16 protein-coding genes are annotated in these 13511 nt (G+C 67.1%); 4 read left to right on the top strand and 12 right to left on the bottom strand.

Annotation, left to right across the window (positions count from 1 at the left end):
- Positions 1-11: 11 nt before the first annotated feature.
- The gene (locus BKK80_RS08820; RefSeq protein WP_071069036.1) at positions 12-497 is read right to left on the bottom strand and encodes a hypothetical protein; all 486 of its coding nucleotides are present in this window, start codon (positions 495-497) and stop codon (positions 12-14) included.
- Between the two features lie 1893 nt (positions 498-2390).
- Here BKK80_RS08820 and BKK80_RS08815 point away from each other — a divergent pair.
- Genes BKK80_RS08815 through BKK80_RS08805 form a run of 3 tightly spaced genes read left to right on the top strand, consistent with a single transcriptional unit; the run spans position 2391 to position 4701 of the window.
- Complete coding sequence (locus BKK80_RS08815; RefSeq protein ID WP_071069034.1) at positions 2391-2624, top strand: hypothetical protein; 234 nt, start codon at positions 2391-2393, stop codon at positions 2622-2624.
- Between the two features lie 11 nt (positions 2625-2635).
- Positions 2636-4027, top strand: coding sequence for an HNH endonuclease (locus BKK80_RS08810; RefSeq protein ID WP_150728569.1), 1392 nt, complete (start codon positions 2636-2638; stop codon positions 4025-4027).
- On the top strand, positions 4024-4701 hold the full coding sequence (locus tag BKK80_RS08805; protein WP_071069030.1) for a hypothetical protein: 678 nt from the start codon (positions 4024-4026) through the stop codon (positions 4699-4701). Before BKK80_RS08810 ends, BKK80_RS08805 begins: the two co-directional genes overlap by 4 nt.
- 364 nt (positions 4702-5065) lie before the next feature.
- Here BKK80_RS08805 and BKK80_RS08800 read toward each other — a convergent pair whose 3' ends face one another.
- Positions 5066-5515, bottom strand: coding sequence for a hypothetical protein (locus BKK80_RS08800; protein WP_071069028.1), 450 nt, complete (start codon positions 5513-5515; stop codon positions 5066-5068).
- Positions 5516-5861: 346 nt separating this feature from the next.
- Complete coding sequence (locus BKK80_RS08795) at positions 5862-6116, bottom strand: hypothetical protein (RefSeq protein ID WP_071069026.1); 255 nt, start codon at positions 6114-6116, stop codon at positions 5862-5864.
- 571 nt (positions 6117-6687) lie between these two features.
- Here BKK80_RS08795 and BKK80_RS08790 point away from each other — a divergent pair.
- Positions 6688-7446, top strand: coding sequence for a lecithin retinol acyltransferase family protein (locus tag BKK80_RS08790; RefSeq protein WP_071069024.1), 759 nt, complete (start codon positions 6688-6690; stop codon positions 7444-7446).
- A gap of 50 nt (positions 7447-7496) precedes the next feature.
- Here BKK80_RS08790 and BKK80_RS35405 read toward each other — a convergent pair whose 3' ends face one another.
- The 9 genes from BKK80_RS35405 to BKK80_RS08750 all read right to left on the bottom strand — a co-directional run bounded on the left by BKK80_RS35405 (position 7497) and on the right by BKK80_RS08750 (position 13434).
- Positions 7497-7745: a hypothetical protein gene (locus BKK80_RS35405; RefSeq protein ID WP_084545520.1), complete on the bottom strand. Its 249-nt coding sequence runs from the start codon at positions 7743-7745 to the stop codon at positions 7497-7499.
- Positions 7746-7837: 92 nt separating this feature from the next.
- Positions 7838-8053 carry a hypothetical protein gene (locus BKK80_RS08785; RefSeq protein ID WP_071069022.1) on the bottom strand — a complete coding sequence of 72 codons (216 nt, stop codon included), beginning with the start codon at positions 8051-8053 and terminating at the stop codon, positions 7838-7840.
- A 375-nt stretch (positions 8054-8428) separates the two neighbouring features.
- The gene (locus tag BKK80_RS08780) at positions 8429-9145 is read right to left on the bottom strand and encodes a hypothetical protein (protein ID WP_071069020.1); all 717 of its coding nucleotides are present in this window, start codon (positions 9143-9145) and stop codon (positions 8429-8431) included.
- A gap of 84 nt (positions 9146-9229) precedes the next feature.
- Positions 9230-9664: a hypothetical protein gene (locus BKK80_RS08775; RefSeq protein ID WP_071069018.1), complete on the bottom strand. Its 435-nt coding sequence runs from the start codon at positions 9662-9664 to the stop codon at positions 9230-9232.
- Positions 9665-9733: 69 nt separating this feature from the next.
- Positions 9734-9916 carry a hypothetical protein gene (locus BKK80_RS08770; RefSeq protein ID WP_071069016.1) on the bottom strand — a complete coding sequence of 61 codons (183 nt, stop codon included), beginning with the start codon at positions 9914-9916 and terminating at the stop codon, positions 9734-9736.
- 408 nt (positions 9917-10324) lie between these two features.
- Complete coding sequence (locus BKK80_RS08765; protein ID WP_071069014.1) at positions 10325-11071, bottom strand: helix-turn-helix domain-containing protein; 747 nt, start codon at positions 11069-11071, stop codon at positions 10325-10327.
- A 104-nt stretch (positions 11072-11175) separates the two neighbouring features.
- Complete coding sequence (locus BKK80_RS08760) at positions 11176-11889, bottom strand: hypothetical protein (protein WP_071069012.1); 714 nt, start codon at positions 11887-11889, stop codon at positions 11176-11178.
- A 392-nt stretch (positions 11890-12281) separates the two neighbouring features.
- Positions 12282-12680, bottom strand: a complete 399-nt coding sequence (locus BKK80_RS08755; protein ID WP_071069009.1) for a helix-turn-helix domain-containing protein — start codon at positions 12678-12680, stop codon at positions 12282-12284.
- A 301-nt stretch (positions 12681-12981) separates the two neighbouring features.
- A complete protein-coding gene (locus BKK80_RS08750) occupies positions 12982-13434 on the bottom strand; it encodes a helix-turn-helix domain-containing protein (RefSeq protein WP_071069007.1) in 453 nt (150 codons plus the stop codon).
- Positions 13435-13511 lie beyond the last annotated feature (77 nt).

Here is a 13511-nt window from a genome sequence, read left to right as displayed (position 1 = left end):
TGTCGCCGGGGTTAGGCCTTGGCGGCCAGGGCCTTCTGGATCGCGACCAGCGTGTCGTTGATCACCTTGAACTTCAGGTCGATCTTCTCGACCTCTGCCTGGACGGTGTTGCTGAGGTTCTTCATCTCGAGTTGCAACCGTGCCCGGGTTTCCCGCTCGGACTTGCCCGTGTCGCTCAGCGCCGCACGGACGTTGTCGTCGGTCTTCGAGGAGACGGCATCGGTCATCAACGGGACGGCTCCCTCGATCGTGCGGGTCACGCTGTCCAGCAGCTCGGCGCGCAGTTCTTCGAGCTGGTCGCGGCCATCGAGGAAACCGAACAGCAAGTCGCGCAACATGCGGTTCGTGCTGTCGAATCCGGCAGCCTGGCGTGCCTCCTCCACACGAGCGGCCTCCGCGGTGGAGACGTAGATGCCGAGGGTCTTGCCGTTGCGCGTCGCGCTGCGGTCGGTCTGGCTGTTTTCAGCGAGGCTTCGGACGGTGCGGGTGCGGGGCATGTTGGGCGCTCCTGTTGGAAGTGGTGATGACCCAACATGGCAGGTCCTCGCCGTTTGTCCAGCGTTTGGCGGAACCAGCCGACGAACGGTCGACTTGCATAAGCAGCTTATGCAGGTTGAGCCTTGCTCGACGGTGCTTTGCTGCATGCCGTGCGTTTTTCGCTTATGCGTTGCATAAGCAGCCGAGCCAGGCCCAGCAAGGCGATGGCGGTGGTTCTGGGGGTAGGTTCTTAAACACCGAAGGTGCGAAGGGTGTGTCGTTCCAGGATTTTCGCAAACACCCCCTCCGAGTACCGACTTTGATTTTTCGCGAGAGGGAGGTGTGACGTCGAAATCCCAGGAACCGAGTGCTTCAGCACGACGCTTCACCGCTTTTCCTCCTTCGCAGTACCCCCTCGCTCTTGCTCCCCGCGCACGTCCTTGCTCCACCTGTGCGCGCTGCTGTCCCTGTGCCCGTCCCTTCCTCTCGCACCAGGGACAGCCTCCTTCCCTCGATGTTCGCCGTTCGGTGTCGCCTTCAGCGTTCGGACCCGCCCCTGCCTCCCGGACGAACGCCCGCCGTTGGGGTTCGCCGTTGCCGTACCGGGGAGCGTTGCTCCGCTGCCCGGTGGGGGTGCCCGTCGCCGTGCGGTACGGAACGCCCAGCGTGACGCCGACGCGGTACGACGGTGGGGTCCGGGGTTGCCGTTCGCCGTTGCCTGGACGTGCCGTTGCCGCGCAGCGTGCAGCGCGACCCAGCCCCATCGGGTCGTGGCGACGCGTCGCCAAGTCCAGGCGGACGTAACGGTGCTGGGGTTGTTCGCGTCAGCGAGGTGGTCCGCCTTCCCCTGCCTCCGGTCTCGGTGCGTCGCCGCGCGTGTACGTACACCGGACGCTCGCGCCGCGCAGCGCCCCCGGGTATGACCCATGTAACCGGTATGACGCTGGCATTCGCACCAACGAAACGCGTGATCGGGTCGGGTGGGTCCGACGTGCGGTCGGTCGAACCGCCGAGCGCGCGCAGCGCCCCCGGTCACGCCCTGATGACCGGTATAACATGTGCATTGGCACGGGTGATCCAGACCGTGGACGGTGCGCCGCCACCGCGCTCCCGTTCCGCCCCATCGCCCGACTGGGACGCGCACGCGTGAACGGTACCCGCCGTCCTTCGGTGACGACGCTGGACCCGTGGTCGCCGTACCCCGGGGAGCGTGGGTGGTGTCCGACTCTGCCGTTGGGGGTGGCGGTCCAGCGTGCGTGGTCGCGGAGCGCGCACCGTGAGCGCGGACATCAGGCGACGACCCGACCGGTCGCGGCTCCCCGAAGGGGTGCCGGAACCGGGAGCGGTTGCGCCGTCCGCGCCGGTGCCGCGAAGCGAACGCACGACCTCCGCCCGCGCTGCGGTGCGGGAACGCTGGACCAGGGACGGCGTGGGTCCTGTGCCGTCCCGTTGAGGCGGTGCCGGTCACGCGTGCGCGCGGTGCCGCCTCCCTCCTTGGACGTTCAGCCGTTCGCGCTCCGCGCGTCGAGCAGTGCCCCGCCTGTGCCATCCCTCCACCCCTCGATCACGGTACGACGCCACGGGCCAGCCGCGCGTCCGACCCTCCCCCTGGTGGTGGTAGACCTCCGCCTGGCCCGAGCCGTCTTGCCCCTGCACCTGTACAGCACGATCGAACCGATCCGGGTTCAGCCTTCTCCCCAGGTCAGAGCCTTCAGCCCGCGCGGCGAGCGCGAACGTACAACCGACAGCCCGGCCGGCGAGGCCGGAGCGATCCTGCAGGTGCCGTCCGGCGAACCCCGTGGAGGTGTACCCTGGCACGACCGTATGGACTTGCGCAAACCCAAGGCGGTGCTAGGTTGGGGTCATGCCGACGCCTTGGCGTCGAGCCTTCTTAGTCAACGTGGAGGAGACCCATGCCGTCGAAAAACCCTGAACGCCGCGCGGCCGTGTACGCCGACTGGGCGAAGCGCTCGAAAACCACCCACAAGCGCCGGAGCCTGCTGGTCCCCCTGGACCTGGACGCGCTGCTGGTGTCGTACGCGAAGCTGAACGGCATCACCGTGCCGGACGCCATTGTCGAGGCGGTCGAGCGCGTCCACGGTGCGGGCCTGCGCCGCGCTACCCCGGTTGAGAGCAGCGAGGTCTGACCATGGGGAGCATGTTCAAGCGCCCCACCAGCCTGACGGTGTTCGACCACGACGAGCCGTACGAGGACCTGTACGACCCTGCGGACCACGAGGATCAGCCGGTCGAGGTGCCACCGGTTAAGGTGGAACCCGGGTCGTTGCAGGACCTGCTGTTCTCCCAGCTTGTCGAAGGTCTGCGGGCGTCGATGCGCCACACTGAGCCGTGGATGGTGCGGTACCTCGCCGACCAGCAGTCTGGGGTCTGCGCCTACTGCGGTCTTACCCTCTCGGTCACCGGGAGCCGGGTTGACGGTGCGCCCCGTGCCATGGCGGACCTGCTGGTGCCCCTGGCCTTGGGCGGGACGGCGCTGGAGGAAAACCGCGTGCTCTGCTGCGCGGAATGCCAGAACGACAAGGGCGGGCGGGACTGGCTGGCCTTCGGTCGCGCGACCGATCCGGTCAAGCTGCTCGCGCGCCGTCGTGAGGCTCTGCTGGACGGGGCCAACCATGTGCTGCCGCTGTCGGTGAAGGGGACCGACGCCGCGATGCACGCGCTGCGTCAGCGTTGGGCCTTCCCCCGCTTCCGTGTCTTGGCCCAGGCCTTCGGCGAGGTGGGGTACTTCGGTTGGGACCTGCGGAGCCTGCCCAACGAACGGGGTGGTGCTGTCCGCCTTCGCCTTCGATTCGAGTTTGGGGCGCGTGACGTGTCGCAAGGCCGGTTCGCACTGTTCGAGGTGCCCCTGGACCGATGGTACGAGGCGGCCTGGGCCCTGGTCGAGGAAAACGCCGTGCTGGTGCGCCCGAGCATGACCGATCGCGAGCGGACCGCCTTCCCCTCGTTCAGCCCGTCGTCCCTCGCATTGGAGGAGCGGGAACGCCTGGCCCCCGGTGGGTGGCACGAGCACTACGCGCGGTGGCACATCTTGCTCACCGGCGAGCGGTGGGTGCAGGAAGCGCGACGCGTCGCCCGGTGGTCGGTGCAAGCAAAGCCGGGACAGCGGGTGGTCGAGGAGCAGCGTCGCCGGACCTTGCGCGAGAAGCCGGTCAACGATGCGCTCGCCGGTCTGGCCCAACGTCTGGAGGACGTGCGCACGGGCAAAGCGGAACCTGCCGCGCCGCGTGCCGAACGTTCGGTACGGTCGCCCGGTGAATCGGCACCGCTCTATCGTCCGCTGAACCCTGAGCTGGCCCACCGCCAGGACGCCATCGTTGCCCGCCACGCGGAGTTCCTGGACGCCCTGCGTGAGGGTAAGCCCCTGCCGGTGCGCGAGCACGAGGTGGTGCCGGTCGCTCCGGTTGCGGTCGAGCCGGTGCGCGCCCCGTTGCCCATGGACGTGCAGGACCGCCTGGCCGCGTTACGGGAGCGTCTGCTCAATCCGACCAGCCAGGCCACGGCCACGGGCCGGATGGGAGGTGCCGCATGAAGGTAGCCGCCAACGAGAAGCTGAAGCGCCGCCGCCCGGTCCACCTGGTCGAGCGGTCCCTGGACCCGCACTTTTACATCTTCCGGGCCTTGGACGATCTGGCGGGACGTCGCCTGCCCCACGCCGACGTGTTCGTGCCCGAGTGGGTGGAGGACCCGTCCTGGTTCGACACGGACCGGGTGGGCTTTTACTTCACCGTGCCGAGCGAGCATTGGGCTGCCCTGCTCGTCCGTGGTTCAGCCGACGGGATGGACGTGGTTGAAGCGATGGAGGCGGACATCGCCGAGCATGCACAGGACCCGGAGTACGACCGTCGTACCCTGGCCCGGGAGCGCCTGCAGGTCCGCACGATGCGCAAGCATGGGCTGGTGTCGCACGAAGAGCTGTACGCCCAGCGTGCCTGCCTGCTCGATGGGACGTTCGCCGAGCGCCGCCAAGTCGGGAAGTACCGGGTGTTCCGGTCCAACCGGGTCGAGGTCGAGGCCTTCGCCGACATGCTCGCCACCGAGGCAGACTGGCTCATCGTCCCGGTCTTGCCCGCGTTCTCGTGGAAGAAAGCCCCGGTGGAGTTCCCCGCGGACGATCCGCGCTACGCCTCCCCGATGGTGCACGCTGTGACGCGCACGCCCTGCCCCTGGCAACCCGAGCAGCAGCAGCGGTGCGTGTTCGTGTGACGTTGGGGTTGTGCCCTGGCACGGGCATCAGCACCGGGATTTCGGGACCGGGCCGGTGGCCCCGGTGTGGGGGTGGTGGTGAATCGGGGGTGGTGGTGAATCGCCACCGCCGCGTTGCAGATCCCGGCCCCTGTCTTGCACTCGTCCGGTTCTGCCCCGCCACCCGGTACGACCAGCCCCGCGCACGGGTCCCGCACCGCGCTACGCCTGCCCATGTGAAAAGCGGCGCCATCTGGCGCCGCTTTACCCTCCTCCCCTAGTTGTTGTTGTGCTCCTCCTTGTTGTCAGGGCCACTCCTCCGGTTTGGCCCTGCTCCTCCTGTTGTTATCCAGGGTCGTGGCCCTGGGGTTGTGCGGTTCGCTGGTCAGGCGGCCAGGGCCATGGTGTCGATGGTCCGGTTCCGCTTCCGCGCCAGGGCGTCGTTCACAGGCTTGCTGTTGAGCTTCACCAGCAGGTCCAGCGTCGAGACCCCCTTGCTGTTCCGGTGCAGGAGGTTGAGCTTGTCGCTCGCGCTCAGGAGCATCACGAGGAACTTCTCGCTCACCACGCCCACGGCCTTGTCGAGCACCGTGTCACCGGTCTTGTCGACCGCGTTCAGGACGTTGGTCTTGCTGCCGGACAACATGATGATCGCGGCGGCGGCGTTCATGCGGTTGCGGGCCACCGCGATGTCGAGCCAAGTGTCCCCGGTCAGGCTGACGCCGGTCACGTCCAGCCCTTCCTTCGCCAGGCGGCGGATGTCGCGAGCGTCGTCCAGGATGACGGCGGCCATCATGCGGGCGTTCAGCTTGGTGGTGAGGGTCAGGGTGCTCATGGTCTTGCTCCATCGGGTGGCGGGTCGGCGATGTGTTTGCGCCTTCCATATGCTTTCAGTCTACAAAACCCAATGAGGTTGGCAATAGGCTCGACTGCGACGAATGCAGAAACTTCGTGCATTACTCGATCTTTCGGACGAACGGTCGACGCTCGGTACCGAGCGGTAGATACGCTGGGGGATGGCGATGAACCGCTTCCGCCGCCGCGTGGGAAGGTGTCATGCCCTCCACCGCTCAGGCGCACGTCGTCAGCCCCACAAAACACAACGCCCACCGAGGTGGTGGGCGCTGCTCCTGTCGGGTCCGTGCGTTGGCACGGGTCAACCAGTCCCATGTGCCGCTCCGTCAGAACCCGTCGAACGCGAATCCGGCCCCAACGGAACGGTCTTCCCCGAACGCGCGACCCAAGGGCGTGGTCGAACCGTACTCCCAGTCGCGGCGCCATTCACCGGTCACGCCGTCCCAGTCGTACGCCACACGTTCCCCAGCCTGGTTGACGCCGACCACGCGGTGCTTGCGCTCGATGGCGTTGGTGAGGCGGGTGATCTTGGGATCCTCGTGGTTGGGCTCCTTGAGCTGCAAAGCCGTGCGCTTGCTCATCGTCTCCTCCTCTCGTTGACGTTGACGTTCAGGGCTCGATGCGGCCCTGCTGCAGGCCACCCTAGCGGGTCATCCTGGTTCGTCAAGTACGGTGGGAGGAGACGTGGGTGGCCCATGGGACACGGACGACCGGTGGGCGCGCCATGCGTGACCGGTGCTCGCGTCATCAACGTCTGGTGGGTGTTGTGGTCAGCGGTGAACGCGAGGTGTTGATCGTTTGGCTGCTGCGGATGCTGTGGGGTCGCTCGACCGCGAGGACACCACCCTCATGGGCGGAGGGCACGAACCCCGCCTCCGGCCCTGGGTGCGAAACGGAGCTGGCCCGCGCCCGTTGGCGTCAGCACCGCCTTGACCTGGGGCCACGGGCCCAGGGTGTTGGTGTGGTCGCTGGTCGCCGCCGTTTTCCCTGGTGCCCGCCGGGCCCATCGCCGCCCGCCCCTGCCACGGTCCTGCCTGCCCCCTTGGTGGTGCCCACCGCACCGCCCGAGCGCAAGCTGCTGTAAAGTTCAGCGACGATCTGCCGTAGAGCAGGCGTCCGACAACACGAACACGAACAAGCGAGAAGACCAGCATGAGCGACGATCGAACGATTCGCGCCGGGGACCACTTGTGGGTACAGCGCTTCGGCTACGAGCACCACGGGCTTGCCTCCGGGCCCAACACGGTCATCCAATATTCGGGGAAGGACGCGCTGTGGGACACCGGGGTGATCGAGGAGGTGCCCATGTCGGCCTTTGCCAAAGACCGCAAAGTCCGGTTCGTCGATCACCCGGATCGGTTGCACGGTCGCCTGGAAAGCGTTCGGCGCGCCCGCCAACGCATCGGCGAGGAGGAGTACAACCTCGTCTTCAACAACTGCGAGCACTTCGTTACGTGGTGCATCGAGGATGAGCACACGAGCGAGCAGGTCAACAAGATGGTCCGCTCGATGGGAACCACCGCCGCGACCGCTTTCATGTACCGCTGGTACCAGACCTGGGGAACGCAGGAGGTGATGGGTTCCACGGTCCGTGTGGCCGCACAAATGATGAGCGCCGGGCGCACGGCGTCGACGGTGACGAGCGCGGTGAACGCGGCCACCGCCGCACGTGCTGCCGCATCGCTGGCCCCCACCGTAAGCGCGGCCCTTACCTTGTCGGCCCCGGCCGCCACGACCGCGATCGCCAACGGGCTGACCGCTGCGGGCCTGACCGGTGTCGTTGGTGGCGCCGGCGCCGCTGCCGTGGGGATCGTGTCCGCCCCGGTGAGCCTGCCCGTCGTCGCGGTGGCCGCCGGTGTCGGACTCGCCGTCACCGCGGTGAGCGCGCTCTGGGACAGCATTTTCGACTGACCGTCAGGCGGTGCCCGTGCCAGGGCACCGCCTCACCTACCCGCCCTGCCTCATCTTCCTTTGCCCTTGCGTGTCCGTGTTGGCGCGGCCGGTAGAGCTTGAAGTCGTTCGACCTGGTGCACGTGGTTTTCGAATCCCCGACGGTCCGATGGGCTCACCGCCACGGACATGCGCCGCCCGTTGGGTGCGATCAGTTTCCCGTGGACCCGCCCTTTTTGGAAGGTCCAACCTTGCTTGACCAGGCCCGCGACGTGGCGGTGCAGGTCTTTGTCGTTCGAGTAGTGTTGTTGCTTGCTCATGGTGGTGTCCGTAGAACGGAGCGGGATGCTCCGGTACGGACGAACCCATCGTTTCGCGATGGGCCCTGGACGAACGGTGGTGCTGGTGGTGATCAGGCCAGCGCCGCGCTGTACTCCGGTCGGGTGTCGAGCACTGCCCGGATGACGTAGCCCTCGGCGAAGTTGTCGGAGGTCAGCATCGCAGCATCCAGCTCGTCGACCGCCAGGCCCAGGCCACGCGCTATCGCTTCCGTTTTGGTCGGTGCCTCCGTGTAGCGGTCCTCGTTGCTGGGGTAGAAGCGAAACATGTTCCAGGTGGTGGTGCTCATGGCGGGGGTCCTCGGAGGGGTGGTGGGTCTGCGGCGATCGCGCCGCCCTACACATTCAGTCTACAAAATCCGATGCCCTTGGCAACGGCTTGGACCGACGATTCACGGGGTGCGCCCTTTGTATTTTTTTATGGCCCCACCACCGCTATAGCCGGACGTCAGAGCGTGCCAGGGCACGGTCTGAACGCGTGCGGTGGAGCCCCGCTCCTTGCCCCCGGGCGTCGTTCGGGTGCGAGGGTCCTGGTGTTCGAGTGCCGGGCGTGAGCCCCGGCTTGGGTTGGGGTCATGGGGCCCGGCGATGCCGATCGCCTCGCCAGAACGGAAAAGCCCACCGGTGAAGGTGGGCTCCTGGGAGAACGGCGGTGCTCCTGCTCGTTAGACCCGTGCGCGGATGGGTTGCTCCCGGTCGGCCGTGTCCTCGCCCACCGCCTGGCGCAGGTGCCGGGCTTCGATGTTCGCCACCATCGCCTGCTGGACCGGCTTGCTGCGCTTCCAGGTGACCGTGTTGCAGAGCCCGAGGTCCGCGCCATGCTTCACCGCCAGGGCCGCGGCCTGGTCGATCCACTCGAGGTCCTCGTCGCTGAACGACTTCTTGTACGCCAGCACACCGAGCGAACCGGACCGGGACGGCCGGCACACGCACAACAGGAGGACCAGCCACAACGGCCCAACCATGAACTCGGAGCCCTCCCGGGCGGAGAGGTTGAGCCCAGGGGTCACGTAAAGCGAGACCACGCGGTTCAGGTCAGCGCGAAGGATGTCCACCAGGTCTGGGTAAACGTCGGGCTGAACACCGTGGGTGTTCGCGACGCGCCAGAACGCCATCACCGGGTCCTGGTCGCTCAAGGTCAGCAGTTCTCGGATGAACGCTGAACGACCTTCCGGCTTCCGTACCGCGCCAACAACGTCGTACAGCCAGTTCTCAAGGTAGAAGTTGAACCGTTCCGGCACCGCCGTCTGGTCATCCCCGCAAAACTGCGCACGGATCGCCGCCATCGCGTCGTCGTAGCACCCCGCGTAGATCAGGTCATTCACCGGGCTTTGCGCCCGGAGTTTGCGCTCAAACTGGTTCGGCTTCTGTTCGTTGCTCATGTGCTGCTCCGATGGGGTCGGTGGATGGTACCCGGAAAGCCGCGTTCCCGCGGCCCCTGGGTCAACGTTGGGTGCCTCTGCCGCTCAGCAGGCCAGCGCCGCCTCCGCCTCGCGCTCGCCCGGGAGGTAGCCGTCCTCGTCGTAGGGGCACGGGCCAACCAAGGCGCGGTTCTGGAACGCGTCGAGCACGTCCCGAAGGGTCTGACGGACCGCCTGCCATTCCGGCGTGTTCGGCCAAACCCGTTCACGCCGAACCTTCGGCTCGAGCCACTTGCCGGACCGGCTGCGGACCAGGGTCACGCGTTCGAGACGACCGTGTTCCTCCATACCGTAGTCGAGCGAGACGCCGAGGCCGTCCTCGGCCAGCTCGATGGCTTCCTCGAGGCTGGTCGCTTCGAACACCTTGCCGCTGTGCGCGATGAAGCGCACGACGGACTTGGTGGTGAGGTGGAGCTTCCGGAACGTGAAGTTGATCCCGGATTTCAAGTCGGCGGGGCTGGTGGGGGTAGCGGTGGTCATGATCGAATCTCGTGGGGTGGGTGTGAGGGGTGCCCGCCTCCCGACGGGCCAAGTGGTTGGACGGTGGGTTCAGGTGCGCTTCACGCGGTCGCGGATCGCAAGGTACAGCGCGGTGCCGGCCATGCCCAGCGGGAAGGAGGTGAGGAGGACGACGCTGGCCAGGTGGCCACGGCCGATGTGCTGAGCGACGGACAGAAGTCCGATCAGGAGCACGGTGACCAGGAGGAAGAAGAGGTGAACGATGGGGCGCATGGAGGACTCCGGGGTGGGGTTGTGGCATTGCGTCGTTGCGCGTTGCCTATACATTCAGTCTACAAAACCCATCAAAACAAGCAACGGCGGTAAGCGGGATTTGTGTGGTAAGAACGCAGAAACTTCGTGCTATCTGACGAACGGTCGACCCTCGACGGTGAATGCTTGACCCGTGCCAGGGCACATGAAAAAACGGGGCTCGCGACCAACTCACCACAGGGCCATCACCTGCGGTCGACGCCCTGCCACCTCACCGCGCCCCTGACCGGCGCCACCTCCGCGTGCGTTCTTCGGGCGTGCGCCCTGGAGCCCCGCTCCCATCCGCTCCGCGGTGCCGGGGCCGAGTGGGCCTTGTGCCCAGGTTTTGGTTTTCGCGCCGGTTCCGGTGTTCCCCACCCCGCCCCTGGTTCAGCCTTTGGCCTGGGCCTGCTTGTCCCGCTGCCGCTTGAACGCCTGGACAGACTTCACCGGGTAGCGCCAGTACCGCCCGACGCGGACGCGGTCCAGGTGCCCGCGCTCGGCGAACCACCCGACACTGCTCAGCGCTGCAAAACCCAAGACGTCCGCCGCCTCCCGGCTGCTCATGGTGCCCGGCACGTTGGGATCCAGCTTCGCGCGCTCGGCGAGGAATCGCGCCAGCTCGTCCTGCTTGAACCGGCGCCGGCCGCTGGCGTCGACGAACGCACGGATCTCACCACGGTCCACCGCCGCGTTCAACGTCGTGGCGTGCCCGAACCCGCACAATCGGACAGCCTCGGACGTGGTGAGGCCCTCGCGCTGCTCCACGAGGGTCCGCGCGTGGGCCGAAACGGTCTTGCGTGCGAACGACCACCGGCCCCGATCGTCCTGGGTGCCGTCCAGCACGCCGCGCTCCGCCCAGGCCTTGACCGTGAAAATGGAGACGCCGAGCAGCTCCGCCGCTTCGCGAGGGCCCACCCGCGAGGTGTCGGCGGCCTGGGCCAGGTAGCGGTCCAGCTCCGCGACCGGGACAAACCACGTGCCCCGGGCGTCCTGAAGACCGTGCAACACGCCGGACTGGACCTTGCGCCAGACCGACGGCTTACTGCTCGTGGCCATGCCCAGGTACGCGGTGGCGTCCTTCAGCCGAAGGCAGGCCTGGCCCTGAACGGTGGTGGGGGTAATGCGTGCGGACATGGTGAGCGGTTCTCCTGCGTCAAGCGTGAAGGGTAAGACATGGGGCCCGTTATGCCAAAACCCGCGTTGCCGCGGGCCCTGGTTGAACGTTGGTCGATCGGTCCTTACGGGAGGACCACGTCCGCGTAGAGGGTGTCGATGAGGTCGGCGACCACGTTCACGTTGCCGATCTCGGTCACCGGAACCTCGGACGCTTTGCGGAGCGCTTCGAGACGCACGCCGGTGGACCGCTTGACCCGGCTGTAGACCGTGGCGAACTCGCGCAGCACCTCGCTCAGCGAGCTGTCCGGCAGGCGGCCGCTCGACACCAGGTGCGCCAAACCCCGGATTCCGCTGAGCGCGTTCAGCACGTGGGTGTGACGTTCCAGCAGCGCGCGGACCAGCAGTTCGGTCAGCATGCCGCGCAGGTTCGCATCGCCCAAGGCCTCGGCCGCACGAACCGCGTTCACCAGGCCGGCGCCCTTCGCCGTCAGTGCATCGTCGGCGTCGTCGAAGGCCAGACCTGCGGTGCGGTAAATCTCGCGCTCGATGCCGTGCCGCTCGCGCCGCGTCACGCCTTCGCCCAAGGCTTTGTCCAGGGCCACGTTCAGCGTTGCGCAACCGCTCTTCTCGTCCTCTTCCATCGCCACGCCGCCCACGGCGCTGCGGCTCACCTTGACCATGTACTCCACGCCGTCCACCGTCACGCTGACCACAGCAGTGGCGTCGAACTCCATGCGCATGGTCTCGCTGGTGGTCTTCGTGAAGTAGAGGGCCACGAGGTACGCGCTGCGGCGGATGGCTTCGATGGTCTTCAGGGGGCTGGTCGTGGTGATCATGAGGAACTCCGGGGGTGGGGTGATGGCGTTGCGTCGTTGCGCGCTGCCTATAAACTCAGTCTACAAACCCCAATGTCTTTAGCAACGGTAAGAACGCAGAAACTTCGTGCTATCTGACGAACGGTCGACCCTCCCCGCGGTGAACGGTTGGCCCGTGCCACGGCACATGAAAAACGGGGCTCACGCCCCGTTGCAACCCCGAGCCTCCGGCCACCCTCCATGCTCATCGCTTCACCTGCCCCACGGGCATGGGCCCTCCCCGATCGCGTGCGATGTTCGGGCGTGCGCCCTGGAGCCCCGCTTCCTCCGCTGCGCGGGCCGGGGTCGAGTGGGCCTTGTGCCCAGCTTTTGATGTTTTCGCACCGGTGCCTGTTTCCCCCTTGTGCTCGGTGTCAGTTCTTCACGGGCTTGCGTCCCCTGCGACGTGGCTGCTCGTGCATGAACGCCTCCAGATCGGCGCGATGCACGACGAGCTTGCCGTCCGGGCGGGTACCTTTGAGCCGCCCCTCGCGGACCAGCCGATCGACCACCTGACGGTGGTTAACACCCAGCAGCCGCATCACGTCGTGCAGGCCCAGCACATCCGCCTCCCCGTTCAGCGTCGTCGGCGTCGTACGTGCCGCGCTGTATCGGCTCGCGCGGAACGATTCCAGGCTGTCGCGCTGGACGTAGCTTTGTCCGTTGTGCCGTACCGTCGCCAGTGCCCCGCGCCGGATGAAGTACGACACGGTCTGCACGACGATTCCCAGCTCCTGGGCGACCTGGCGTCGGGTGAGTAAACCCTCGGGCACGGGCGCACGTTCCGCTGAACGGGAACGGTCACCGGAGAACCTGGGTTGCCGTGGACCGGACGCCGTCTCGCCCATGACCGGGGCCGGAGCCGCCTAGTCCAGGAGCATCCGTTTGGTGGAAAGCTGGGGAACACTCCTGGTCAGCCTAAAGCCGACCTCGGTTTGGGAAAGACCAAGTTCTGCGGCAAGGCCGCGGACGTCGAGTTGACCGGAAAGGATGGAGAACCTCATCGGGGGGGGTTGTGGTACCCCAAAACCAGCCCTTGCGGACTGGCCCTGGCCCCTGCCCCGGTCGAACCGTTCAGCCCCGTGCCCGTCTCGCTTTCACCGCGTCGAGTTCCTCGCGCCGAACGAGCCGGCGGCCGTCGATCAACACCGTCGGCAATCGCCCCGCGTTCACGAGCTGGTAAGCCCGTTGGGGAGAAACGCCCAGCTCGCGCGCTGCGTCGGCCATGGTCATCAACCCGCGGGCCAGGGCCTGGCGCAGTTTGTCGATGCGTCGACGCTCGGCGATTCGGGCCAGCCGCCGTGCCTCCACGACCGCGGGGTCCCGCTTGTTGGCCGCACGTTGCGCACGCAGGGCCTCCACCCTCGCCGGGTCCAGGTGGTGCTTCGAGCGGGTTTGCGCGGTCGTGGGATTCATGAGGGTAAGCACGCCGGACTGCAGGAGCTGCATCACGCGCCCGTCGCTGACGCCCAAGGCCTGGGCCGCCTGCTTGACGGTCAAAGGGGTGGACGGTGCGGTGGTGGTCATGGAAGGGCTCCGGTTCGGTAAGGGGTGCTGGTACCCAAAAGCCAGCCCTTGCGGACTGGCCCTGGTCGAACGTGGAG

Source organism: Cupriavidus malaysiensis (assembly GCF_001854325.1).
Lineage (GTDB): Bacteria > Pseudomonadota > Gammaproteobacteria > Burkholderiales > Burkholderiaceae > Cupriavidus > Cupriavidus malaysiensis.
The sequence above is the reverse complement of the archived record's forward strand: the minus strand, read 5'-3'. Positions and strand labels throughout refer to the sequence as shown.

Bases quoted from the DNA above. Each gene is read 5' to 3' on its own strand.
- BKK80_RS08780 (WP_071069020.1), bottom strand. From the start codon at position 9,145: ATGAGCAACGAACAGAAGCCGAACCAGTTTGAGCGCAAACTCCGGGCG.
- BKK80_RS08775 (WP_071069018.1), bottom strand. From the start codon at position 9,664: ATGACCACCGCTACCCCCACCAGCCCCGCCGACTTGAAATCCGGGATC.
- BKK80_RS08820 (WP_071069036.1), bottom strand. From the start codon at position 497: ATGCCCCGCACCCGCACCGTCCGAAGCCTCGCTGAAAACAGCCAGACC.
- BKK80_RS08795 (WP_071069026.1), bottom strand. From the start codon at position 6,116: ATGAGCAAGCGCACGGCTTTGCAGCTCAAGGAGCCCAACCACGAGGAT.
- BKK80_RS08805 (WP_071069030.1), top strand. From the start codon at position 4,024: ATGAAGGTAGCCGCCAACGAGAAGCTGAAGCGCCGCCGCCCGGTCCAC.
- BKK80_RS08760 (WP_071069012.1), bottom strand. From the start codon at position 11,889: ATGATCACCACGACCAGCCCCCTGAAGACCATCGAAGCCATCCGCCGC.
- BKK80_RS08810 (WP_150728569.1), top strand. From the start codon at position 2,636: ATGTTCAAGCGCCCCACCAGCCTGACGGTGTTCGACCACGACGAGCCG.
- BKK80_RS08785 (WP_071069022.1), bottom strand. From the start codon at position 8,053: ATGAGCACCACCACCTGGAACATGTTTCGCTTCTACCCCAGCAACGAG.
- BKK80_RS08790 (WP_071069024.1), top strand. From the start codon at position 6,688: ATGAGCGACGATCGAACGATTCGCGCCGGGGACCACTTGTGGGTACAG.
- BKK80_RS08750 (WP_071069007.1), bottom strand. From the start codon at position 13,434: ATGACCACCACCGCACCGTCCACCCCTTTGACCGTCAAGCAGGCGGCC.
- BKK80_RS08765 (WP_071069014.1), bottom strand. From the start codon at position 11,071: ATGTCCGCACGCATTACCCCCACCACCGTTCAGGGCCAGGCCTGCCTT.
- BKK80_RS08815 (WP_071069034.1), top strand. From the start codon at position 2,391: ATGCCGTCGAAAAACCCTGAACGCCGCGCGGCCGTGTACGCCGACTGG.
- BKK80_RS08770 (WP_071069016.1), bottom strand. From the start codon at position 9,916: ATGCGCCCCATCGTTCACCTCTTCTTCCTCCTGGTCACCGTGCTCCTG.
- BKK80_RS35405 (WP_084545520.1), bottom strand. From the start codon at position 7,745: ATGAGCAAGCAACAACACTACTCGAACGACAAAGACCTGCACCGCCAC.
- BKK80_RS08800 (WP_071069028.1), bottom strand. From the start codon at position 5,515: ATGAGCACCCTGACCCTCACCACCAAGCTGAACGCCCGCATGATGGCC.